The following is a 24,707-nucleotide window of genomic DNA, read 5'->3' on the forward strand; positions in this document are numbered from 1 at the left end:
AGCGGACCGGTACTAATCCGTCGAGGGCTTGATTTAAGGAAGCGAGTGAAGATAAGTTAGTGAGTGTAAGTAGTTTCTTCTGTAAAGTTTTGAAGGTCTGAAAAGACCCGAGAAATGAATGAGGATTTTCAGGGGTTATGCGAGGAAGGCAAGGCGAGCGACGGGAGATAATACTGCGGTATATCGACCGAGGGAGCCGCAGACTGACGAAGCAGAAGCCTGAAAAGACCATTCATTGGACCAGGATTTTTGTGGAGGCCGCAAGGAAAGGCCAGCGAGCGCAGCGAAGGCATACCGAGGTATGTCGAGCAAGCGAGACGCAGTCTTGAGGAAGCGGGAACACAAAAAGACGGTTCAGAGATCCGGTGACGATGGCTGAGAGGAACCACCTGTTCCCATCCCGAACACAGCAGTTAAGCTCTCACGCGTCGAAAGTACTTGGCTGGAAGCGGCCCGGGAGGATAGATTGTTGCCGGTTAAGACGAAGCCCCCGCACAACACGTGCGGGGGCTTTTTGCGTGTATATAATTATTACTTTAAAAATAGGAAGATCAGGCTTTTATTATATCTTTCTTCAATGTTTTTTGATATAATATGTACAGTGGATAAATCTGTGCGTAAGGGGTTGATTCTATGCAAAGAACAGAATGCCTGGCTATGATATTGGCAGGCGGGAAGGGAAGCCGTCTGGGCGTCCTGACAAAAAATGTGGCGAAACCGGCGGTGCTGTTTGGCGGGAAGTACCGGATCATTGATTTTACACTGAGCAACTGCCGTAACTCAGGTATCAATACCGTAGGTATCCTGACACAATACCAACCGTTGGAACTGAACTGGTATATCGGCAACGGCAGCAGCTGGGATTTGGATTCCGAACATGGGGGAGCATTTATTCTGCCGCCGTATATGAATGATAAAGACTCTTCAAACTGGTATCAGGGGACGGCCGATGCCATTTATCAGAATCTGAATTTCATGGATATGATTGATCCTAAATATGTACTTGTCCTTTCAGGGGATCATATCTATTCCATGGATTATGCAAAAATGCTGGCTTTCCATAAAAAACATAAAGCCAAAGCTACGGTAAGCACGATTCAGGTGCCGTTATCAGAAGCTTCCCGGTTTGGTATCATGAATACGGATTCGAATCTGCGGATTAGGGAATTTGAAGAAAAACCGGCTCATCCAAAAAGTACGTTAGCGTCTATGGGGATTTATATTTTTGATAAAGCTGTATTAAAAAAATATCTTATGGAAGACGCAAAACGAAATGATTCGGATCATGATTTTGGAAAAAATGTGATTCCTGCCATGCTGGCTGACGAACTGCCGGTTTATGCCTATCCCTTTGAGGGATATTGGAAGGATGTGGGCACGTTTGAAAGTTTATGGCAGGCAAATATGGACCTGCTGGCCGATGATCCGCCCTTGAATCTGAATAATCCGAACTGGCGGATTTATGCAGGTAACCATTCCTTCCCCCCGCATTATGTTGGGGCGAACGCACAGTTGTACAGTTCACTGGTAGGGGAAGGCGCAGCAATTTGCGGTAAGGTCTCCCATTCCGTCATTTTTTATAATGTAGTAGTGGAAGAAGGGGCCAAGGTTACGAATTCCGTTATCATGCCGGGAACAGTTGTGGAAAAAAATGCAGTCATTGACCGGGCGATTATCGGGGAACGGTGTCGCATCTGTGCCGGCGTACAGATCCAGGGTTCCAATACCGAAGTAGCCGTTTATGGAAACGATGAAACAGTAAAAGCAGATGCAAAAGGAAAGGGGGGCAAAATAAAATGACGGACATTTTAGGTTTGATTAATTTACAGTGCCCCAATACGATGAAGGAACTGAGCGCAAAACGGCCATTAGCTTCTGAACCTTTCGGCGCCAAATTCCGCCTGATGGACTTTGCACTGAGTAATATGGTCAATGCGGGGATTAATACGGTTGGCCTGATTTTGCCGTTCCACTCCCGTTCCGTACTAGACCACGTACGTTCCGCAAAAGAATGGAATCTGGCACGTAAGCAGAATGGCTTGTATTATCTGCCGATGGATGAGGAAGAAGAACTCCTGCATCCGCAGGGAGGCGACATTTACAGTTACTTTAAGAACCTGCGCTATGTGGAAGCCGGACAGTGCAGATATTTGCTGCTTTCCGGCTGTGATGTGGTGGCCAACATTGATTACGAGGAGGTCATGCACTTCCACCGCAAGCATAATGCGAACATCACTCTGGTATATAAGAAGCAGGAAGAGGATTGCCCGGGTGAAGGCTATGTTCTCAAGACAACGGCTAACGGACATGTTATCGGTATGCAAAAGGCCGCAAACGTAAAAAAAGATGAAAACCTGTTTTTAGGTGCCGTATTAATAGACAGCGAGTTGTTCCTTCGGATGATCCGGCGGGCCAACTTTGGGGGGAAATGGAAATTTTTTGATGAAGTGCTGGCAGACAATGTGGAAAACCTGCGTATTTTCGGTTTTCCTTTTAAAGGCTATGCCAAACGGATCAATTCCATTGACAGTTATTTCCAGTCCAGCATGGATATGCTGAAGCAGGAGAATTGGCGGGAGATTTTCCACCAGGATAATCGGATCTATACAAAAATTAAGGATGAAGCGCCGGCAAAATATATGGAAGAGGCGCGCGTCACCAATTCCCTGGTGGCGAATGGCTGTATCATTGAGGGAACAGTGGAAAACAGTATCCTGTTCCGCAAAGTGCGGGTAGGCCGGAATGCCGTGATCCGCAACAGCATCATCATGCAGAACACCAATGTGGGAGAAGACGCGATATTGGATTATGTTATCTGTGACAAAGACAGGGATATCCAGCCAGAGGCGGTATTAGAAGGAACAGAAAAGGGGCCGTTGTGTATCATTAAACACGAGGTACGGTAATTATCAGGCTATGCGAATTTGGAAAACTAAAAAAGAGTTTAAAAATTTATTTATTGAAAAGGCGGAAGTTTTATTTGAAAAACCTGTAAAAGAATTATCCCGTAAGGAGGTGTATCAGATCCTTGCCACCATGATCAAAGATCTGGTGAGTGAAGACTGGATCCAGACGGAAAAGGTTTATAATCATAAAAGAGCCCGCCAGGTTTACTATTTTTCCATTGAATTTTTATTAGGCCGTTTGCTGAATACAAACCTGCTGAATTGCGGCATGGAAAAATTGTGCCGCGAGGCTTTACGGGATTTTGGCTTCGATCTGGATGATATTTTTCCCGAAGAGCCGGATCCCGGTTTAGGCAACGGTGGGTTAGGACGTCTGGCTGCCTGCTTTATTGATTCTCTGGCGGCATTGCAGCTGCCGGGGCATGGATGCAGCATCCGTTACCAATACGGCCTGTTTGATCAGCGTATCATCGACGGGCAGCAGGTGGAGCTGCCGGATGCCTGGCTGCGTAACGGTTTCCCCTGGGAAATTCGGAAATCAGATAAAGCGGTGGATGTCCGTTTTGGCGGGCAGGCCTACATGCGTCCCGGAAGGGGGGGGACGCTGGTTTGCGTACATGAGCATTACAATGCTGTACGGGCCGTACCGTATGATGTTCCCGTTCTGGGTTATCAGAACCGTACGGTGAATACACTGCGTCTGTGGAAGGCAGAGTACACGCGGGAAGGTATGTATGGCCAGCTGCGTTACGGCGATTACCGGCGTGCGTTGCATTATAAAGATCTGACCCAGCAGATATCCCGTTTCCTGTATCCGGACGATTCCACGTATGAAGGCCGCAAGCTGCGGCTGATGCAGGAGTACTTTTTCGTTTCTGCCGGTCTGCAGAGTATTATGCGGCATTTCAAGAAGCATTACGGTTCGCCAAAGGATTTTGATAAATACATTGCCCTTCATATTAATGACACCCATCCGGCCCTGATTATTCCTGAACTGATGCGTATTTTACTGGATGAAGAGGGCATGAAATGGGAAGATGCCTGGCGCATTACCACAAATGCTGTTGCCTATACCAACCATACCATTATGCCGGAGGCGCTGGAACGATGGTCCATACCCATGTTCCAGGAACTGCTGCCACGCATCTTCCTGATTGTTGACGAAATTAACAGGCGCTGGCTGGAAGCCGTGCGGCAACGGTTCCCCGGACGGGATGATGTTGCCAGGGATGTGGCAATTCTCTGGAATAACCAGGTGCATATGGCAAGTCTGGCGGTAGTTGGCAGCCATAGCATAAACGGTGTGGCAAAACTCCATTCAGAAATCCTAAAGATTAATACCCTGAAGCCTTTTTATACCTGGTTCCCGGAACGGTTCAACAACAAGACCAACGGTGTGACCCACCGCCGCTGGCTCATAGAATCCAATCCCCAGTTAACGGAACTGATCTGTGATACTATTGGGAATGACTGGATTCATGCGCCGGAAAAACTGCTGGCCCTGGAGCCATTTGGAAACAATAAATCGTTCTGCAGGGAACTGGCAGCGGTGAAACAGCAACGCAAGGATATTCTCGCGCAATATTTATATAAGGAACGAAATATTACGATAAATCCTCATTCCATCTTTGATATCCAGATTAAACGGATGCATATGTACAAGCGTCAGCTTCTGAATATCCTGCACGTGTATCATCTGTACAGGGAGCTGGTAGAAAACCCCCATCTGGATATGGTCCCCCGGACCTTCATTTTCGGAGGCAAGGCAGCGGCCAGTTATGGGGAAGCGAAGATCACCATCCAGCTGATCAATACGGTGGCAAAACTCATTGATCAGGATCACAGGGTGGCGGATAAACTGAAAGTGGTGTTCCTGGAAAACTATAACGTATCTCTGGGGCAGAAACTGTTCCCTGCTGCCGATGTCAGTGAGCAGATTTCCACAGCCAGCAAGGAAGCCTCCGGTACCGGCAACATGAAATTTATGTTTAACGGGGCTATTACGCTGGGAACTATGGACGGGGCCAATGTGGAGATCCATCAGGAAGTGGGAGATGCACACAGCGTAATCTTCGGTCTGCGGGCAGAAGAAGTCCAGCAGTATTATCAGGAGGGCGGATATTCTTCCTGGGATATTTATAACAGCGACGCAGATGTACGCCGCATGTTGGAAGTCTTCGAGGAAAATCCCATGTTCGGACAGCTGCGGGAAGCGTTGCTGGACCGTAATGATGAGTTCTTTGTGTTAAAGGATTTTAAACCCTACTGCGCCGCCCAGGAAGAGATTCAGCGCCGGTACAGAAATATTGACGGATGGTACCGGTCCAGTACGGTGAATATTGCCCATGCGGGACATTTCTCCAGTGACAGGACCATTCGGGAATATGCAAAAGAGATTTGGAATCTGAAAGCAGTAAAAATCTGAAGTATCATCTGATCCAACGGAGGAAGCGTACCGGGTAGTTAACCGAAACGCGGACTATCGGTGTTCAGATAATCGGAAATTTTGAATGTAAGAGGATTTACCATGCGAATCAGTGCGATTGATGCGTACAGTACCTATCTTTTCCATCAGGGGACCAATTACAGCAGTTACCGGCTGTTTGGCGCCCATCTTACCAGCTGGAAACAGAAATCCAGCGTCCGCTTCTGTGTGTGGGCTCCCCATGCCCGGGCGGTCAGCGTAGTAGGGGATTTTAACGGCTGGGATGTGAAAGCGACGCCTATGGAACGGGCAAAACAGGGAATTGGCCTCTGGGTTGCCTATGTACCGGGGCTTCATGAAGGTACGACTTATAAATATGCCATTAAAACAGCGTCGGGAGAGGTCATCTTAAAGAGTGACCCTTACGGGTTTGCAGCAGAACTGCGCCCAAACACCGCTTCCGTAGTAAAGAACCTGCATTATCAATGGCATGACGTCAGCTGGCAAAAAAGCCGGAAGGAGTATGATTCCTACCATAATCCCATGCTGATCTATGAAGTCCATCTGGGCTCCTGGAAACGCGACGCGTCAGGCGAGGTGATGAATTACCGTGACATTGCGGAGCCGCTGGCGCAGTATGTTAAAGAAATGCACTATACCCATGTGGAACTGATGCCTCTGTGCGAGTACCCTTACGACGGGTCCTGGGGTTATCAGGCGACCGGGTATTTTGCCGCTACCAGCCGTTACGGTTCGCCGGAAGATTTTATGTATCTGGTAGACACGCTGCACAAAAATAAAATCGGCGTGATCCTGGACTGGGTACCGGGACATTTTTGTAAGGATGCCCACGGTCTCCGACATTTTGACGGGGAGCCGTTGTACGAGTCGGGGAATCCCGTTTTGGCGGAAAATAAAGACTGGGATACCATGAACTTTGATTACGGCCGTCCGGAAGTGCAGAGTTTCCTGATTTCAAGCGCCTGCTTCTGGCTGGAGCAGTTCCATCTGGACGGGCTGCGGATTGACGCCGTAGCTAATATGCTGTATCTGGATTACGGGAAAAAACAGGGCGAATGGCAGGCGAATAAATACGGCGGCCGGGAAAATCTGGAAGCGGTGGATTTCCTGCGCAAGCTGAATTCAGCGGTGTTTAAAGAAATTCCCCATGCCCTGATGATCGCGGAAGAGTCCACATCCTGGCCCATGGTCTCCGGACCGGTGGACAAGGGTGGCCTGGGATTCAATTATAAATGGAACATGGGTTGGATGAACGATATGCTGCGGTACATGTCCATGGACCCGCTGTTCCGGAAAGGTTCCCAAAACCTGATCACTTTTTCGCTGTACTATGCCTTTGCGGAAAATTTTATCCTGCCCTTAAGCCACGATGAGGTGGTACACGGCAAACATTCCCTGCTGGACAAGATGCCTGGGGATTATTGGAAAAAGTTTGCCGGGCTGCGGGCCTTTTACGGATACTGGATGAGCCATCCGGGGAAGAAACTGCTGTTTATGGGCGGTGAGTTCGGGCAGTTTATTGAATGGAAATTCGATGACAGTTTGGACTGGCATCTGCTGGATTACCCTGCCCATCAGGAGATGCAACGTTATGTGAAAGCGCTTAACTTGTTTTATAATAAGCACCCGGAGTTTTGGCAGATTGATTACGCCTGGCAGGGATTTAACTGGATCAGTTGTGACGACAATGACAACAGCGTCATCAGTTTTTACCGGAAAGGCGTAAAGCCGGAAGACCAGACTATCGTGGTTTGTAATTTTACCCCGGAGGTCCGGAGGGGTTACCGGATCGGCGTGGAAGAACCCGGTACCTATACAGTGGTTTTTAACAGTGATGATTCGGAATTCGGCGGTTCCGGAGAGGGCAATAAAAAACAGGTACTGAGCGATCCTGTAGCCTGTCACGGAAAAGAACAATCAATCACCCTGACACTGCCGCCGTTGGCAGTGCTTTATATAAAATTTGAAAAACCGAAAAAGAAGAAAACTACAAAAAAGAAAATGAAGGAAACCCGTAATGTAAAAATTAAGGAATCACTTGTTAAATAAGTATTTGCGGATAGTCATAAACAAATAAATCAGTGTTTTCTTAAATCCTTCAATTCTTTTTACAGAAAGGCGGATTGATAAAAATGAAAGTTTTATTTGTAGCATCGGAAGCTGCTCCTTTTATTAAAACCGGCGGACTGGCCGACGTGATGGGAGCCCTGCCCAAAGCATTGCAGGCTCTGGGAGTGGAACCGGCCCTGGTGATTCCAAATTATGAAGGAATCGGTGAAGCATACCAGGGAAAGATGGAGACCGTTTACGAAGGAATGGTAGACCTGTCCTGGCGTAACCAGTATATGGGAGTAAAGAAGCTGGCGCAGGATGGTATCCCTGTATATTTCATTGACAATGAATATTATTTCAAAAGAGAAAAACTGTACGGGTATGATGACGATGCGGAACGCTTTGCCTATTTCGTCAAAGCCGTACTGGCCATGCTTCCCCACATTGGTTTCAAACCGGACGTGATCCACAGCAACGACTGGCACACTGGCATGCTGGGCGCTTATCTGAAAGAAGATTTCATGCAGGATCCTTTCTATCAGGGACTGAAAAACATTTATACGATCCACAATCTGAAATATCAGGGTGTATTTGGCAGGGAAATCGTGGAAGATGTACTAGGAATGCCCTTACGCCTGTTATATAATGGAAATATTGAAAATACCGGTAACGTGAATTTCATGAAAGCCGGGATGTGTTATGCGGATTACATTACCACTGTCAGTCCTTCCTATGCGGAAGAAATTACTTATCCGTATTTTGGCGAAGGGCTGGAAGATTACGTAGCCCTGTGTGCCGGAAAGATCGACGGTATTCTGAATGGGTTGGATGAACAGGAATATAATCCGGAAACGGATCCGAATCTGCCGGTCTGCTTTGATAGCAGCAATGTATTTTTGAAAAAACCGCTGGCCAAGGAAGCCCTGCAGCGTGAGCTGGGCCTGACGGTAAACCGGGAGATTCCGGTGCTGGGCATGATCACCCGTCTGGTGGAAGCCAAAGGGCTGGATCTGGTGATGCATATTATGGATGAACTGATGGAAGAACAGGTACAGCTGATTGTGGTGGGTACCGGCGACGAAGAGTATGCCGATGCGCTGCGTGAACTGGCCTGGCGACATCCGGGCAGCGTTTCAGTCAATATTCTGTTTAATGAAGGACTGGCCCGCCGTGTGTATGCGGGTGCAGACATGTTCATCATGCCCTCCCGGTATGAAGCCTGCGGTCTCAGCCAGATGATCGCCATGCGTTACGGTACCGTTCCCGTTGTACGGGAGACCGGCGGCCTGAAAGATTCCGTGTTCAATTTTGACAAGTATACAGCACCGGAAGGAAACGGTTTCTGCTTTACCAATTTCAATGCCCATGAGCTTCTGTTTACCATTAAACGGGGCCTGACCTGCTTTGCAGAAAAACCCTTGTGGGAAAGAATCGTGTCCAATGCGATGCGAAGCGATAACAGCTGGAACCGTTCTGCACAGGCCTATGCGGATTTGTATGCGAAAATTGCAGGGGACACCATTACGGTTGAACCTGTTTCCGAAGAACAGATCGCGGAAGCAAAAGCGGAAGAAGATAAAGCACCTGAAAAACCGGAAGAGCCCGAAGCGGCAGTTGAACTTGTAAAGAAGAAAACTGTGGCAAAGAGAACAACAAAAAAAGCGGCAGACAAAACTACAGAAACTAAAAAAACAGCAGCAAAAAAGACCACGGCTAAAAAGACGACGTCGAAAAAAAGTGCCGCTGCCACTGGGGAAGGAACGGAGGTCAAAAAGACAGCTGCAAGAAGAGCAACCAGAAAGAAAGCTGAATCGACAGCAGACGTAACAACTGAAGCTTCTGAAACTGCCACGCCGAAAAAACGGGGACGGAAGCCCGGGACAAAAAATACAAAGAAAGACGCTGAGTAACGTATAGGGAAAACAGAGACATTTTCCTTCCTGCCGCATATTTTGGCGGCACGTGTCAAAACCTGTTTAATCAGTGTTTACTTACTAAGCGAAAGTGATTTCTGAAAAGCGGGAACACTTTCGCTTTTTCTGTAAGCGGGAAAAACAAATACCCGGAAATTTTCGGGAGAAAGGAAGTCCTTCAGCTATTTTGCTGTTGGACGTGCTTGATATATGCAGCCTGAAATCATTCACGATTCAAGAAATACAACCTACCGTTATCCTTTTGGTGCAGTGGAGGTTGGATCCGTAGTCACGTTGCGCTGCGAAGTGGAAGGGGACGGAACGGAACAGGTGATCCTGCGGCTATGGCAGGAAGGGGCCGGAGAAACGCTGTATACAATGCAACCTGAAGTATGGAGGCGGAAGCAGGAGACAGTAAAAGAAGAAAAACTGCCTGATGCAAACATTGCACCGGTTGAAAGCGTATCAGTACGGTCTCTGCAGGGAGAACCAAAAACGACGAAAGCTTTGGATTCTTTAACCAATAAAGCTATACAAAAGAAGCGCAGTTATGTCTGCCGGATTACCGTTCCGGAAACCGGCTGCCTGCTCTGGTATTATTTTATTATAAAGAAAGCGGACAAAACAGTTTACTATGGTAATAACGCAACCCGGCTGGGAGGCTGGGGACAGCAGTATGAGCAGGAACCGCCGTCTTACCAGATTACGGTATACGACTGTGGCGCGGTTACGCCGGACTGGATGAAACAGGCTGTGGTGTATCAGATTTTTCCGGACCGCTTCAACCGGGGGGATGTTCCCCTGTCTCAATTCACTGGCAAGCCCAATGCGCTGCTGCACGGAAATTGGAATGACCTGCCCCGTTATATTAAAGATCCGGCGGAAGGCAGTATTCTTTACTTCGATTTCTTTGGCGGCACTCTGAAAGGCATCCGGGAAAAACTGGATTACCTTGAAAACATGGGTATCACCTGCCTGTACCTGAACCCTGTTTTTGAAAGCCGCAGCAACCATCACTACGATACCGGTGACTATAAAAAAATCGATTCCTTTCTGGGGACGGAAGAAGAGTTTGCAATCCTTTGCAAAGAAGCAAAGGAACACGGCATCCGCGTCATTCTGGACGGGGTCTTCAGCCACACGGGGGACGACAGCATTTACTTTAACCGGCGGGGAAGCTATCCGGAAGCCGGGGCATACCAGTCGAAAGCGTCGCCGTACCACTCCTGGTACCAGTTCAAAAAGTTTCCGGAAGAGTACAGCTGCTGGTGGGGCGACAAGAGCCTGCCGGAAGTGGATGAAAGGGACAGCAGCTATCAGGACTTTATCATACGGGATAAAGACAGCGTGCTGAAGCACTGGCTGCATGCCGGAATCAGCGGCTGGCGCCTGGACGTGGCGGACGAACTGCCGGATGAATTCCTGACGGTGTTTTACAGTGAATTGAAAAAGTGCGACCCGGACGCTGCCCTGATCGGCGAGGTCTGGGAGGATGCGTCCAACAAAATCAGTTACGGAAAGCAGCGGGCCTACCTGTGCGGCGGCAAACTGGACAGCGTGATGAATTACGTACTGCGCCGGCTGATGCTTGACTTTTTGCTGGGAAAAGCTGATGCGGGGCATACCAACACGTTGTATCTGCAGCAGATGGAAAACTATCCGAAAGAAAACCTGTACGCCATGCTGAACCTGACCGGCAGCCATGATGTGGAACGAATTCTTTCCGTTCTGGCAGAAACATCGGATCAAAATCGGCCTGGTAAAGCGGGACGCGAATTAATGCATGAAAACGCTACAGATTCATCCGGCCTGCGCATCGGTGAACGACGCCTGCTCTTATTCTGGGCCTGGCAGATGACGCTGCCGGGAATGCCCTGCATTTATTACGGTGACGAGGCCGGGCTGCGGGGCGGCAAGGACCCGGATAACCGGCGTCCTTATCCCTGGGGTCGGGAAAACAAAAAATTGCAGGCGTACTGTCGAACTTTTATCCAATTGCGGAAAAAGTTTGATGCCCTGCGTACGGGGCGGATGATTCCCGTTTATGCAGAGGGTGATGTATATATTTATGCCCGCTCCATTGAGGGTGGAAAAGATGTTTTCGGTAAACCGGCAGAGGACGGGTTGTTCTTTATGGCACTGAATCGTGGTACGGAAGCCCATACGGTGCGTGTCTATACCGGGGAACTTGCCTTTGGAGAATTACAGCCGGTGGGGCCGGTCCCCGCGGAACCCGTATCTACGGTCAACGGGATTTTTACGGTTACGCTGCCGCCCCTGGGCCAGCAGATTTACCAATGTGTGGAAAAGGGAGTTTACCTGCCAGAACAGGCAAATGGTTTTCCGGAACGAGTGCCGGCAGATAATACAATCAACTCGATTAATTTACGGAAAGCAGGAATTTTACTACATCCCACATCCCTTTGGGGCCATACCGGCAGGGAAAAGAAAAAAGCGGCGAAAGAGTGGATTGATTTTTTAGCAGCTGCCGGGCAGAGAATTTGGCAGATCCTTCCCCTGAATCCACCGGGCCTGGGTGATTCACCTTACTTATCCGTATCCGCTTTTGCCGGACATGAAACCTTGTTTGCAGAAACGGAAGAAAAAACCTGTGGCAGTACGAAGAAAACGTTAAGCAGCGCAAACATAAGTATAAAAGTGGAAGAACAACAAAACTATCTTGCTTTTTGCCAGGAAAACAGTTACTGGCTGCCGGACTATGCCCTGTTCCGGGCGCTGCGGGATCATTTTCATAAACCATGGCAGGAGTGGCCTGAAGAGATACGGATACGAAGACCGGCGGCGTTAAAAAAATATGGAAAGCTGTTGGAGAAGCAAACAGAGATATATAAAAGAAAGCAATTTGAATTTTTCCGTGTCTGGCAGGAAATCAAGGTCTGCGCTAATACGAAAGGAATTGAAATTTTAGGCGACATGCCCATCTTTGTGGCGGCAGACAGTGCGGACTGCTGGGCTCATCCGGAATACTTTTATCTGGATGAAGAGGGATACCCGGAAGAAGCAGCCGGGGTTCCGCCGGATTATTTCAGCGCTGCCGGGCAAATCTGGGGCAATCCGCTGTATCGCTGGGATGTAATGGAAAAAGACGGGTTCCGCTGGTGGAAAGAACGGTTCCGGGCTATAACGCAGTTCACCGACAGGGTCCGGATTGATCACTTCCGGGGATTTGTGGCGGCCTGGGGCGTTCCCCGGGGAGAAAAGGACGCCACCGCCGGCAGCTGGAAACCGGCTAAAGGCCGGGAGATGTTTCTGGCTTTACGGGAGGAACTGCCAGATTTGCTGCTGGTTGCAGAAGATCTGGGACAGATCAGCGAGGAGGTTTACCGGCTGAAGAATGAACTGGGGCTGCCCGGCATGCGGATCCTGCAATTCCATTTTCAGAACCGGGCTGACGGGATCTGTGATTTTGCCACGGAGCCAAATTGTGTGGCTTACACCGGAACCCACGACAACAATACCCTGCGGGGCTGGCTGGAAGAAGAAGTCTCACCGGAACTGCGGAACCAATTGCGTTGTTTAACCGGCAGCGAACCGGACTCCTGGTCGCTCATTGAATATCTGTACAGCCGCCGTGCTGAGACGGTCATTGTGCCCGCACAGGATATACTGGACCTTCCTTCCTCATGCCGTATGAATACGCCGGGAATTCCATCCGGAAACTGGATGTGGAAAATGGAAGAAGGGTGTCTGACAGAAGAACTGGCAAATAAGCTGGCTAAGCTGGTAAGTAAATATGCGCGTGGAAGTATATAAAAATGCAGCCCTGCTTTATCGTGTCTGTCTATCAAAAAAGAAAAGAAAAATACGTAGCATCGAAACGTATTTCAGTAATATTTTTGCAATCGTAATTTGTAGCGGCAAAATTAAAATCTGACAATTCAGCGAAAACAAACATGCCGATTTTATCACACCTCTATAGCGCTAAAAAAAAGTCAACAACTTTTTAAAATTTATTTCATTCAGTTTACAAAAAATGTGCTTGACAAAACAATAGAAATAGTCATTTACATAGATGTTCGATGTTTTTTAACAATATTTTACTATATGTTGTGGTGTGAATATAATAAAAGTTATACACACAACTTATCCACAGGTTGTGCATAACAATGGCAAAGACAGGGGAATTTATCGGAAAAAGTTACTGTTTTCCACATTTTTTCCAGTCAAAAGACTGTTTTTCTGTGGATAACCCTGTGCATACTGTGTATAAACAGGGGTTAAACAAAAATTCGTAAACCGTCTATTTGGTATTGCATCCGCAGTGGACAGATTTCTTTTCCGGTCTTTTTGGAAGAATTCTTTGAGCGGTATGTTCTTAACCGGTTTTTTCTCTAAACTCTGGTTTGCGCTTTTGTCTTTATATGGTAAAATATATCAATACAAATCATATCAGTTGAAGCCTTACGGGCTGTAATTGACATTAAGTAAAACAAAAGACATGGAAAAACAGAAAGGATTAGTTATATGGCAATCAAACGTGACATTGCGGAAAAACTCATGAGCGCGAAGGGAGATCTGAACGGATCTTCATTCAGCGTGATTCCTGATGGTTATCTGGGGTTTGTAGACGATAGCAACGGCCGTCACCTGGCGATAGTCTGCGGTGAAAAATCCGAATGGAACAAAGCCTGGAAGGGCGCGGAATACGAAACAGCGGATGAAAATAAAAAAATAAAAATAGGCCTGTTCCCCCTGAATCCCAACAACGCGGCACTGGTTCGCCGTCTGGTGGGCTGGGCGGCACCCTCTTCCTGCGGGGTAAACGGCATCAGCGTGGCCTTCAGCGACTGGCTGGGTGTGATAAACAGCAAGCTGCCCGATTTGTTTGTGCATAAACAAATCAAACCGGTATTGGTGGATTATACACCGGAAAACAGCGCTGTATTACAGCGGAACTTCCTGGAAGCGATGGACACTGCTACATGGAGTGTGCTGTCTTCCGGTTACAAAGGCGGCTGGGCAGCCAACGCGGCCGGACTGAAAACAGAAGAAGAAATCGTCAAGGCGCTGCTGTACGGATACAGCGGTATCGGTGTGGACTGCAGCGATAAGATCGACCGTTCGGTGGAAGAACTGAGCGTGGAAGAATCGGAAAAACGGTTCGGCGAATTTGATAGGGATTTTAAGGAAGCGATAGACAAATCTTATTTGGATGCGGAATTCCAGGTTGGCGATGTGAAAATCAAATTTGAAGAAAAATCCCTGCACCGGATGGTATTGGAGTTCGGTCAGGCCATTATGTTCCTGCAGAACATGTACAAGGATTATCTGGACGATACGCCCTGGGATCTGGACTTTGAAGTAGATCTGTCCCGCTGCGATAAAGCCCTGACGCCCCAGGAACATTATTTCCTGGCCAACGAACTGAAACGGGCTGCGGTAAAATTCGATACCCTTTGCGTCAATGCCAATATCTTCAAGAAAGAAATGGAAGCGGATATGGCGTATCATGCAGGCATTGCCAAAGCGTTTGACTACCGAATGAGTTTCGGGAACGCGGAGCTGGCATTTAATGACCTGGCGGCGGTGGCAAAAGAATGTAACCAGCGGGTTAACTTTAAACTGACGCATGTGCTTTGGCTGGCAGCGCTGCAAACCATTGCCAGGACCGACAGCACGTTGCTGAAACAGATAGCGGAGCGGGCCGGTCTGAAAGTTCCCGCCGTGGAAGAGCTGACCTTTGAAAAAGAAGCGGGCATCGCTTTTGTTACAGCGTATGATAAAATTTTAGGCAACGAAGAAGATAAGGACAAACTTCCTGTCAAAGAAGCGGTGGAAAAGGAAAAAGACCTGTACGAAGAAAACCTGGCAGAACTGGTGAATACATTGATTCGTAAACTCTAAATCTGTATTTATTTTTATATCATGCTGCGGGGAGGTGTTCTCATGGATGAAAAGATTGCAAAGTTAAATGAAATGATACGGGAATCCAAACGTATTGTATTCTTCGGCGGCGCCGGAGTATCCACGGAAAGCGGCATTCCGGACTTCCGCAGTACGGACGGCCTCTACAATCAGACGTACCGGTATCCGCCAGAAATGATCGTCAGCCACACCTTCTATGAGGACTGCCCGGAAGAGTTTTTTGATTTCTACAAAAACCGCATGCTGTTTCTGGATGCAAAACCCAATGCGGCCCATTTTAAACTGGCGGAACTGGAAAAAGCCGGTAAGCTGACGGCTGTAATCACCCAGAACATTGACGGGCTGCACCAGGCAGCCGGCAGTAAGACCGTGATGGAACTGCACGGAAGCGTGCTGCGGAACTACTGTGAGGACTGCAATAAGTTTTTTGACGTAAACTACGTAAAAAATTCCAAAGGCGTCCCCGTCTGCGACAAATGCGGCGGCCGGGTGAAGCCGGATGTAGTATTATATGAAGAAAATCTGAATATGGATATCCTGGAAGCCTCGGTAAACTACATTTCCCAGGCGGACATGCTGATTATCGGCGGCACGTCCCTGGTAGTGTATCCGGCAGCAGGACTGATTCGCTATTATCAGGGCAACAAGCTGGTATTGGTGAACAAATCCGAAACTTCGGCAGACCAGAGGGCCAACCTGGTCATTCATGACAGCATTGGCAAAGTGTTTAGCCAGATTGTAGTGTAACTGTTTTGATAAAATAAAAGGAATTTAGGAAGAGCCGGAGCAGATGATACTCCGGTTCTTAGTATTTTTTGCTTGACATTTCTATTAGCTGGTGATAATATAATAAAGCTTGTGATAGAGCATATTTTACTTCTTCTGCTCTCCAGACAGGGGGAGCCGAAAGTCCAGAGGAGGAGGTGATTTCGTGAGAGCATACGAAGTCATGTACATCATTAAACCGGTTGAGGATGAAGTGATCGATGGCGTTGTCGCCAAATTCGAAAAGCTGCTGACCGATAATGGTGCTACAGTAGAAAAGACAGATCGTTGGGGCAAAAAACACCTGGCTTACCTGATCCAGGATTTGTCCGAAGGTTACTATGTACTCGTTAATTTCAAGGCTGAACCTGCCGCTGTCAAAGAACTTGACCGTGTAATGAAGATTACCGACGAAGTGCTGCGCCATATGATTATTAAAAAGGAAGACTGATTGAAATACTCAGTCTGTGGAGGTAACGAATGAACAAAGTAGTTATTTTAGGCCGGCTGACCAGAGATCCGGAAGTGCGCTATACCCCTTCCCAGAAGGTGGTTTGCTCCTTTACGCTGGCAGTTGACAGACCTTTTTTAAATCAACAGGGCCAGCGCGAAGCAGACTTTATCCCCGTAGTGGTATGGGGCAAGGCTGCTGAATTATGTGGAAACAGTCTCGCAAAAGGACATCGTCTGTTAGTGGAAGGCCGTCTCCAGATCCGTAACTTTGATGCCAAAGACGGCACCAAGCACTGGGTAACAGAGATTATCGCCAATAACGTTGAGTTTATTGAACGCAAGAGCGAAAGCGCCAACCGCAACCAGCAGTACGGACAGCAGTATCCCGGACAGGATGCCGGTGCTTCCGAATCTGCGGCTCCTATGGCCAAATCACCGATGGGCGGTTTGGGCAGCGAAGTTCCCTTTGACGAAGAAGTTCCGTTCTAAACAACAGGGAGGATTAAGCTAATGAAAATGCAAAGAGGCAGAAGACCGAGAAGGAAAGTTTGCAGCTTCTGCGTAGATAAAGCGGAGAGCATCGACTATAAGGACGTTGCCAAGCTGCACAAATTCGTAACCGAACGCGGCAAGATTTTACCCCGCCGTATTTCCGGTTGCTGCGCTAAACATCAGCGCGAACTGACCACTGCGATCAAACGCGCACGTAACGTTGCGTTAATGCCGTTTACCGCTGACTGATCGGTTTCAAGATCTGTACAATCAAGGTCCCCGTCGCAAGTGCGGCGGGGATTTTTTATTAAAGAACCTGCATGTCCCGGCAATGTTTTTAGCTTGTTTATTCTTGACCGTCCTGTAATCAATTTGCTATAATTATCCTGTATAGCTATGCCGTTTTTTAAACGGTGGAAGGCATTGTGTCGCATAAACGGAAGTGCCGGCGCGCAGAATGGTTTTATACAATATTTAATTGCAGTATATCAAACAACCTGGAGGAAAGATCGACATGTTAGACATGAAGTTTGTACGGGAAAATCCCGAAAAAGTAATTGAAGCTGTTCATAACCGTAACGGGGAACTGAATCTGGATGAGTTTCTGGCACTGGATAAGGAACGCCGGGAAGTGACGCAGCAGGTAGAAGTGTTGAAAAACGAACGGAATACGGCTTCCAAAGAAATCGGCAAACTGAAAAAAGCCGGCGAAAGTGCGGAAGAAAAAATGGCAGAAGTGCGTGCCATCGGCGATAAAATTGCGGCGGATGACGCCCGTCTCCGTGAAATTGAGGCCCGCCTGAAGGAAATTATGCTGTCAATTCCTAATGTACCTGCGGATGACTGCCCTATTGGCAAGAGCGATGCGGATAATCCGGAAGTGCGGAAATGGGGTGAACCCCGCAAGTTTGATTTTGAGCCGCTGTCCCACTGGGATATCGGAGAGAAGCTTGGCATTCTCGATTTTGAACGGGGCCATAAGATTTCCGGCGCCCGTTTTACGGTGTACAAGGGTCTGGGCTCCCGTCTGGAACGGTCTGTCATCAACTTTTATCTGGATCTCCATACCTCCCAGCACGGATATACGGAATTTTTCCCGCCGTTCATCGTTAACGCAGACAGCATGCAGGGCACCGGTCAGCTGCCGAAGTTTGCGGAAGATATGTTCAAGCTGCAGGGTATGGATATGTACCTGATTCCCACGGCGGAAGTGCCCATTACCAACCTGCACCGGGACGAGATCCTGAGCGGGGATGATCTGCCCCTGCGTTACTGCGCGTACAGTGCCTGCTTCCGTGCCGAAGCCGGCAGTGCGGGCAAAGATACCCGGGGCCTGATCCGCCAGCATCAGTTTAATAAAGTAGAATTAGTGAAATTCACCCGTCCGGAACAGAGCTGGGACGAACTGGAAAGCCTGACCAACAATGCGGAACATGCGCTGCAGCTGTTAGGTCTGCCTTACCATGTGGTACGGCTGTGTACCGGCGACCTTGGTTTCTCCAGCGCCACCACCTACGATCTGGAAGTATGGCTGCCCCAGGCGAACCGCTATCGTGAAATTTCTTCCTGCTCCAATTTCCTGGACTTCCAGGCCCGCCGTGCCAACATCCGGTTCCGCCGGGACGCCAAGTCCAAACCGGAATTTGTACATACCCTGAACGGTTCCGGCCTGGCAGTGGGCCGTACCGTTGCTGCCATCCTGGAAAATTACCAGCAGGAAGACGGCAGCGTAGTGGTGCCGGAAGTATTGCGTAAGTACATGGGATGTGACGTGATCCCCGTACCGGAAAAGAACAAATAAGTATCCGTATTGATTTTGAGACATATGTTGTGAGGCTGTGCGATATGCACAGAAAGGCATTTTATTGTAAGGTCTCCGTGATATATAAAGAGAGGTGACAACATGGCGGATACATCTGTAAGCTATAAGTGCCCTAATTGCAGCGCGCCCTTAAGCTTTCTGCCGGGACATGACAAAGTGACCTGCGAGTACTGCGGTACGGAATTTGAGGTCAAAACCATTGAGGAAATGTTCAACAAGCAGGAAGAACGGGCCGCCCAGGCGGCAGAGGCCAAAGAGGCCAAGTGGGATACCGAACATGCAGGCAGCGAGTTTACGGAAGATGAAAGCGCGTTTCTGAAAACTTTTACCTGTTCCAGCTGCGGTGCAGAACTGGTCTGCGATGAAAATACTATGGCTACGGAATGCTGTTACTGCGGTAATCCTACCATGATTCCGTCCCGGTTTAAGGGGATGCTGAAACCGGACTACGTGATTCCCTTCAAGAAAACGAAGGAAGAGGCAGTGGAAGCCCTGAAGAAGTTTTATGAGGGCCGGAAGCTGCTGCCGGATGCTTTCACGGCCAATAACCGCGTGGAGGATATCCAGCCTATGTATGTTCCTTTCTGGCTGTTCGATTCGGAAGTTACGGCATCGGCGGTCTTCAAGGCGGAGAATGACATGGTCATTGATACGCCGGATGCAATTATTACCGAGACCAGCGTTTACGATGTAGAACGTGTCGGCACTATGAAATTTGAACGTATCCCGGTGGACGGCAGTGAGAAGATGGATGATGCCTACATGGAAAGCATCGAACCGTTTGATTACAGCGAAATGGTTCCCTTTACCACGGCGTATCTGACCGGGTACCTGGCGGATAAATATGATGTTTCCGCGGAAGACAGCGTGCCCCGTGCAGACAAGCGGGTGGAACATAGTGCGGCAGGGGTGCTGGAGGGTACCGTAACCGGTTACCTTCGGCATCAGATGGAATCCTGCGCTGTGCGTAAAGACGTAGGCAGCGTCAAATATGCCCTGGTGCCAGTGTGGATCCTGACCACCCGTTACCAGAATCAGCCTTATACATTTATGATGAACGGACAGACCGGCAAGTTTATTGGCAGCCTGCCCTGGGATAAGGGAAAAGCAACCAAATACCAGGCTCTTGCCACGCTGATTCCGGCGCCTATCATCTATTTCCTTGCGAAATTCTTAATCGGTTGAGGGGAGGCGGCAGATCATGAAAAAAATTTTTGCGATTATGACGATGCTGGTTTCCCTGTTATTGTCGGTCTCCACCGGGTTTGCAGCTGCAACCTCCGGACAGCAGTATCCCAGTTTTGTGGACGGCGCAGCCCTGGTAAAACCGGTTGATAAGACGAACCTTTTGTCCAACCTGCGGCAGATTGAAACCAAACACGGTATCCGCTGTGCGGTACTGACGGTTAAGTCTACCCAGGGGATGAATATCAGGGATTACGCCCAGGCAGTCCAGGACCAATATTTTGCCAACGCGGAAAAAGGAAGCATCCTGATGGTCATCAGCATGGATAACCGAAAGTGGCATATCACGACGGATAAGACCATGCGGACTAAGATTATCGACAAGGTGGTTACCGGCGAGTTGAAGAATGCGTTTCTCAACGATCTGAAAAAAGGGAATTACGCGGCGGCTTTCAACAAGTATGGGAGTAAAGTCGATGAGCTGATGACCTATTATGAAAAGAACGGGGAAGCCTACGATCCGTCCAATGCATTCAGCTTTGGCGCGGCAGGCATTGCCGCTCTCCTTTCGTTGCTGTTCGGCGGCAGTGTGAAGAAGAGCATGGTGAACTCCATGAGCAATGTCACCAACGCTGTATCTGCAGGACAGTATCTGAAACAGGAAACCTTCAATCTGATTGGTCAGAATGACCGTTACCTGTACACCCACACGGCCGTAGTACCAAAAGCCAAATCCAACAATAGTAGTGGAGGCAGCAGCAGCGGAGGCACCGGCGGCCACGGCGGCGGCGGAGGCAGCTTCTAGCAGCGGACTTTTCAGATGTCGTCGTACAGGATAGTTTTGCTGAACTGTAAGCAGACAGATGAATATTAACAATTTTATATTACTGTGACACGGGGAGCGATTTGCTGAGAGGAGCCCAGGGGCTCGACCCGGAACCTGATTTGGATAATGCCAACGTAGGAATGTCAGAAAAAGATTTGCAAAAAAGTTTGCAACAATGTTTAGCAGGCAGTATCCGTAAAGGCACTGCCTGCATTTTGTTTCACGTGAAATTTTATTAAAGTCAACAGTAAAATTTTTTTACAATCTGTAGCGTACAGGAAAAAAGTTACGAAAAATATCTGATTAGAAAATAATTACGCAAAAACGTTTTTGCAAAAGGGGAAAAATAATATGGAAAAATCTTATTACACCCAAATGGAAGCAGCGCGGAAAAACATCATCACGCCGGAAATGGAAAAGGTAGCTGCGAAGGAAGACCGTTCCGTGGAATTTATCCGGGAGAGGGTGGCAAACGGAACGATCGTTATCCCGGCCAACCCGCTGCATAAAAGTCTTGACCCCAACGGCATCGGCAGTATGCTGAAGACCAAGATCAATGTGAACCTGGGCGTCAGCCGCGACTGCAAGGATTACGATATTGAAATGAAAAAGGTGATGAGCGCCGTGAACATGGGGGCGGAAGCCATCATGGACCTGTCCAGCCATGGCAATACCCAGCCTTTCCGGCAGAAACTGTGCCGGGAATGTCCCGCCATGATCGGTACGGTGCCGGTGTACGATGCGGTCATTCATTACCAGAGAGACTTAAATACGTTGACAGCAAAAGATTTTGTTGACGTAGTGCGCCTCCATGCAGAGGACGGCGTGGATTTCGTAACCCTGCACTGCGGCATCACCCGGAAGACCATTGAGCAGATCCGGGCCGGCAAACGTAAAATGAATTTAGTGAGCCGGGGCGGCAGCCTGGTCTTTGCCTGGATGAGTATGACGGGCGAGGAAAATCCTTTCTATGAATATTATGATGAAATTCTGGACATCTGCCGGGAACACGATGTGACCATCAGCCTGGGGGACGCCTGCCGTCCGGGCTGCCTGGCGGATGCCACCGACCAATGCCAGATTGAGGAACTGGTGCGGCTGGGCGAACTGACCCAGCGGGCTTGGGAAAAGGATGTGCAGGTAATGGTGGAAGGGCCGGGCCATGTGCCCCTGGACCAGATCGCGGCCAACATGAAAGTACAGCAGACCATCTGCAAGGGCGCGCCCTTTTATGTGTTGGGACCGCTGGTCACGGATATCGCACCGGGGTATGACCATATCACGGCCGCCATCGGCGGCGCGGTGGCCGCTATGTCAGGGGCTGCGTTTTTATGCTATGTGACGCCGGCGGAACATCTTGCCCTGCCTAATGTGGAAGACGTAAAACAGGGTATCATCGCAAGTAAGATTGCGGCCCATGCGGCAGATATTGCCAAAGGCATCCCCCACGCACGGGAGCAGGACGACCGGATGGCAGATGCCCGCCGTAAACTGGACTGGGAAGCACAGTGGAAAGAAGCCATTGATCCGGAGACCGCCAAAGCTGTCCGGGCCAGCCGCGCTCCGGAAGACGATCACAGCGATACCTGCAGCATGTGCGGGAAATTCTGTGCCGTTCGCAGTATTAACAAAGCGCTGGCAGGGGAATTGATTGATATATTGTAAAGAAATGGTTTTGTCAGGAAATTTTTGTGAAATTGTCGTTGACTTTTTGACTTTTCTTTGCAAGCGTGGTATTATATGTATGCTGGCTGGCACTCTGATAAAAAGAGTGCTAAAGCCCGTGCGATGAAATATTTGCAGATATTGTTAAGAGATATTCTTCAGATACATCGCAAAACCATTTGTTTACAGAATCATGTATATAAAAGGAGTGTTTTACCATGGAAAAAGAAAAGTTTGAGTTTCAGGCAGAGACCAAACAGCTGTTGAATTTAATGATCAATTCCATTTACACGAATCACGAGATTTTTCTGCGCGAGCTGATTTCCAACGCCAGCGACGCCATTGACAAGCTGCGGTTTGCGTCCCTTACCAACAGCGAACTGCTGGAAGGGGACAGTGAGTTTGTAATCCGTCTGACCCCGGATGAAAAAGCAAAGACCCTGACCATCACCGATAACGGCATCGGTATGACGAAAGAAGAAGTGATCAAAAACATCGGAACGATTGCCCAGTCCGGTACCAAAGAATTCCTGGCCAAGCTGGAAGAAGCCAACAAGATTGCCAAAAAGGTTGAAGAAGAAGCCGGTAAAGACGCCAAGACTGATAACACGACGAAAGATCTGATCGGTCAGTTTGGCGTAGGTTTCTATTCTGCGTTCATGGTTTCCGACAAAGTAACGCTGGTGACCCGCAAGGCCGGGGAAAAGGAAGGCTGGAAGTGGGAATCCGCCGCTGACGGCACGTACACTATCGAACCCTGCGAGGTGGAAAAACACGGTACCAGCATCACTCTGCAGCTGGGCGAAGCCTATGCCGGCGAAGGCGCGGAGCAGGATATGACCAGCTACTGGACGTTGGAAAGCCTGGTGAAAAAATATTCCGATTACATCCGCTATCCTGTTAAAATGGAAGAAACTACGGAGGAACCGGCCCGCAACGACAAGGGCGATATCGACGACAAGCTGCCGCCGGTTAAAAAAACAGAAGACAAGACCCTGAACTCCCAGACTCCCCTGTGGAAACGGAACAAGAGTTCCATTAAAACGGAAGAGTACAATGAATTTTTCAAGCATCAATTCCACGAGTGGGAAGACCCCATGTGGTACTACCACACCCGTGCAGAGGGCACCGTGGAATACACCGCGCTGCTGTATATTCCGGGCAAGGCGCCGGCCAACCTGTATTTCCAGGAATATGAACCGGGCCTGCAACTCTTCTCCCGTTCCGTATTTATTATGGAAAAATGTAAAGACCTGCTGCCGGATTACCTGCGTTTTGTAAAAGGTCTGGTAGATTCCCCGGACCTGTCCCTGAATATTTCCCGGGAACTGCTGCAGCAGAATCATACCATCAAAGTGATTGGCCGCAACCTGGAGAAAAATATCCTGAAACAGTTGGCGGATATGCTGGCCAAAGAACGGGAAAAATATGAAAAGTTCTGGAACGAGTACGGCCGTTCCTTAAAGGCCGGCGTGTATAACAGTGTGTACGATCCGGACAGCAAGAAAGATAAGCTGGCGGACCTGCTGCTGTTCATGACCAGCAAGGAAGGCAAGCTCTGCACCCTGAAAGAATATACTGACCGGATGCCGGAAAGCCAGAAGGCCATTTACTACGCAACCGGCAAAGATAAAGAAGCCATTGAACACCTGCCCCAGATGGAAGCGGTGAAGGACAAAGGATTTGAAGTCATGTTCCTGCTGGATCCGGTGGACGAGTTCTGCCTGGAAGCGCTGCAGGAATACGCAGGCAAAAAGTTCCAGTCCCTGAGCCGGGGCGATTTGGACCTGGGCGATGTGGAAAGCGAAACCAGCAAGAAGGAAACGGAAGATATCGCCAAAGACAATGAGACCCTGCTGAAAGATTTCAAGGAAGTGCTGGGAGAAAAAGTCAACGAAGTGAAGCTGACCAACCGGCTGAAGGACAGCGCCGTCTGCCTGGTGGCCGGGGAATACGGTCCCAGCTTCGCCATGGAGCAGGCCTTTGCCATGGCCAACGCGCCCATGTTCAAGGCCCAGCGTATTTTGGAACTGAACCCGAAACATAAGCTGTTTGCCAAATTACAGGAAGCCCACGATCAGGGCAAGGACAGTCAGGACTTTAAAGATTTCTGCGCCCTGCTCTTTGACCAGGCTCTGCTGCTGGACGGCATGATTCCGGACGATCCGGCTGCGCTGGCTCAGCAGATCGCGCGGATGATGGCAAAATAAAAAATTGTAAATCAGAACGACAGCGTTTCTGCGGAAGGCGCTGTCGTTTTTTGTTTAACTTTGTTTCGCCGGAGTATGATATAATG

At 48.9% G+C, this 24,707-nt stretch carries 16 protein-coding genes, 1 rRNA gene and 1 riboswitch; all 17 genes read left to right on the plus strand.

What is annotated here, in order from left to right:
* Window positions 1-361 precede the first annotated feature (361 nt).
* The 17 genes from rrf (at window position 362) to htpG (ending at window position 24,621) form a co-directional block, all read left to right on the plus strand.
* Window positions 362-478, plus strand: a 5S ribosomal RNA gene (gene rrf / locus ACZOWY_RS08695).
* 155 nt (window positions 479-633) lie between these two features.
* Entirely contained in the window at window positions 634-1,800 is a 1,167-nt protein-coding gene (locus ACZOWY_RS08700) for a glucose-1-phosphate adenylyltransferase (RefSeq protein WP_484395695.1), read from the plus strand.
* Window positions 1,797-2,906, plus strand: a complete 1,110-nt coding sequence (glgD, locus tag ACZOWY_RS08705) for a glucose-1-phosphate adenylyltransferase subunit GlgD (protein WP_484395700.1) — start codon at window positions 1,797-1,799, stop codon at window positions 2,904-2,906. The genes ACZOWY_RS08700 and glgD overlap by 4 nt, the downstream gene beginning before the upstream one ends.
* 10 nt (window positions 2,907-2,916) lie before the next feature.
* Window positions 2,917-5,331, plus strand: a complete 2,415-nt coding sequence (locus ACZOWY_RS08710) for a glycogen/starch/alpha-glucan phosphorylase (protein WP_484395704.1) — start codon at window positions 2,917-2,919, stop codon at window positions 5,329-5,331.
* Between the two features lie 102 nt (window positions 5,332-5,433).
* Entirely contained in the window at window positions 5,434-7,401 is a 1,968-nt protein-coding gene (glgB, locus tag ACZOWY_RS08715) for a 1,4-alpha-glucan branching protein GlgB (protein ID WP_484395709.1), read from the plus strand.
* An 83-nt stretch (window positions 7,402-7,484) separates the two neighbouring features.
* Complete coding sequence (gene glgA, locus ACZOWY_RS08720) at window positions 7,485-9,314, plus strand: glycogen synthase GlgA (protein ID WP_484395714.1); 1,830 nt, start codon at window positions 7,485-7,487, stop codon at window positions 9,312-9,314.
* A gap of 213 nt (window positions 9,315-9,527) precedes the next feature.
* Window positions 9,528-13,091, plus strand: a complete 3,564-nt coding sequence (malQ, locus tag ACZOWY_RS08725) for a 4-alpha-glucanotransferase (protein WP_484395719.1) — start codon at window positions 9,528-9,530, stop codon at window positions 13,089-13,091.
* Between the two features lie 711 nt (window positions 13,092-13,802).
* Window positions 13,803-15,182, plus strand: coding sequence for a tagaturonate epimerase family protein (locus ACZOWY_RS08730; protein WP_484395725.1), 1,380 nt, complete (start codon window positions 13,803-13,805; stop codon window positions 15,180-15,182).
* A gap of 42 nt (window positions 15,183-15,224) precedes the next feature.
* Window positions 15,225-15,950: an NAD-dependent protein deacylase gene (locus tag ACZOWY_RS08735; RefSeq protein ID WP_484395728.1), complete on the plus strand. Its 726-nt coding sequence runs from the start codon at window positions 15,225-15,227 to the stop codon at window positions 15,948-15,950.
* Between the two features lie 184 nt (window positions 15,951-16,134).
* Complete coding sequence (gene rpsF / locus ACZOWY_RS08740) at window positions 16,135-16,419, plus strand: 30S ribosomal protein S6 (RefSeq protein ID WP_484395732.1); 285 nt, start codon at window positions 16,135-16,137, stop codon at window positions 16,417-16,419.
* 29 nt (window positions 16,420-16,448) lie between these two features.
* Window positions 16,449-16,910, plus strand: coding sequence for a single-stranded DNA-binding protein (locus ACZOWY_RS08745; protein WP_484395737.1), 462 nt, complete (start codon window positions 16,449-16,451; stop codon window positions 16,908-16,910).
* Window positions 16,911-16,931: 21 nt separating this feature from the next.
* Complete coding sequence (gene rpsR, locus ACZOWY_RS08750) at window positions 16,932-17,162, plus strand: 30S ribosomal protein S18 (protein WP_093730903.1); 231 nt, start codon at window positions 16,932-16,934, stop codon at window positions 17,160-17,162.
* A gap of 265 nt (window positions 17,163-17,427) precedes the next feature.
* Entirely contained in the window at window positions 17,428-18,714 is a 1,287-nt protein-coding gene (gene serS, locus ACZOWY_RS08755) for a serine--tRNA ligase (protein WP_484395742.1), read from the plus strand.
* A gap of 102 nt (window positions 18,715-18,816) precedes the next feature.
* Entirely contained in the window at window positions 18,817-19,920 is a 1,104-nt protein-coding gene (locus ACZOWY_RS08760; protein WP_484395745.1) for a TFIIB-type zinc ribbon-containing protein, read from the plus strand.
* Between the two features lie 16 nt (window positions 19,921-19,936).
* Complete coding sequence (locus tag ACZOWY_RS08765; RefSeq protein ID WP_484395749.1) at window positions 19,937-20,725, plus strand: TPM domain-containing protein; 789 nt, start codon at window positions 19,937-19,939, stop codon at window positions 20,723-20,725.
* Between the two features lie 80 nt (window positions 20,726-20,805).
* A riboswitch (TPP riboswitch) is annotated at window positions 20,806-20,904 on the plus strand.
* A 193-nt stretch (window positions 20,905-21,097) separates the two neighbouring features.
* On the plus strand, window positions 21,098-22,411 hold the full coding sequence (thiC, locus tag ACZOWY_RS08770; protein ID WP_484395753.1) for a phosphomethylpyrimidine synthase ThiC: 1,314 nt from the start codon (window positions 21,098-21,100) through the stop codon (window positions 22,409-22,411).
* Between the two features lie 218 nt (window positions 22,412-22,629).
* Entirely contained in the window at window positions 22,630-24,621 is a 1,992-nt protein-coding gene (gene htpG / locus ACZOWY_RS08775; protein WP_484395759.1) for a molecular chaperone HtpG, read from the plus strand.
* Window positions 24,622-24,707 lie beyond the last annotated feature (86 nt).

It is taken from the genome of Succiniclasticum sp. (genome assembly GCF_056977735.1).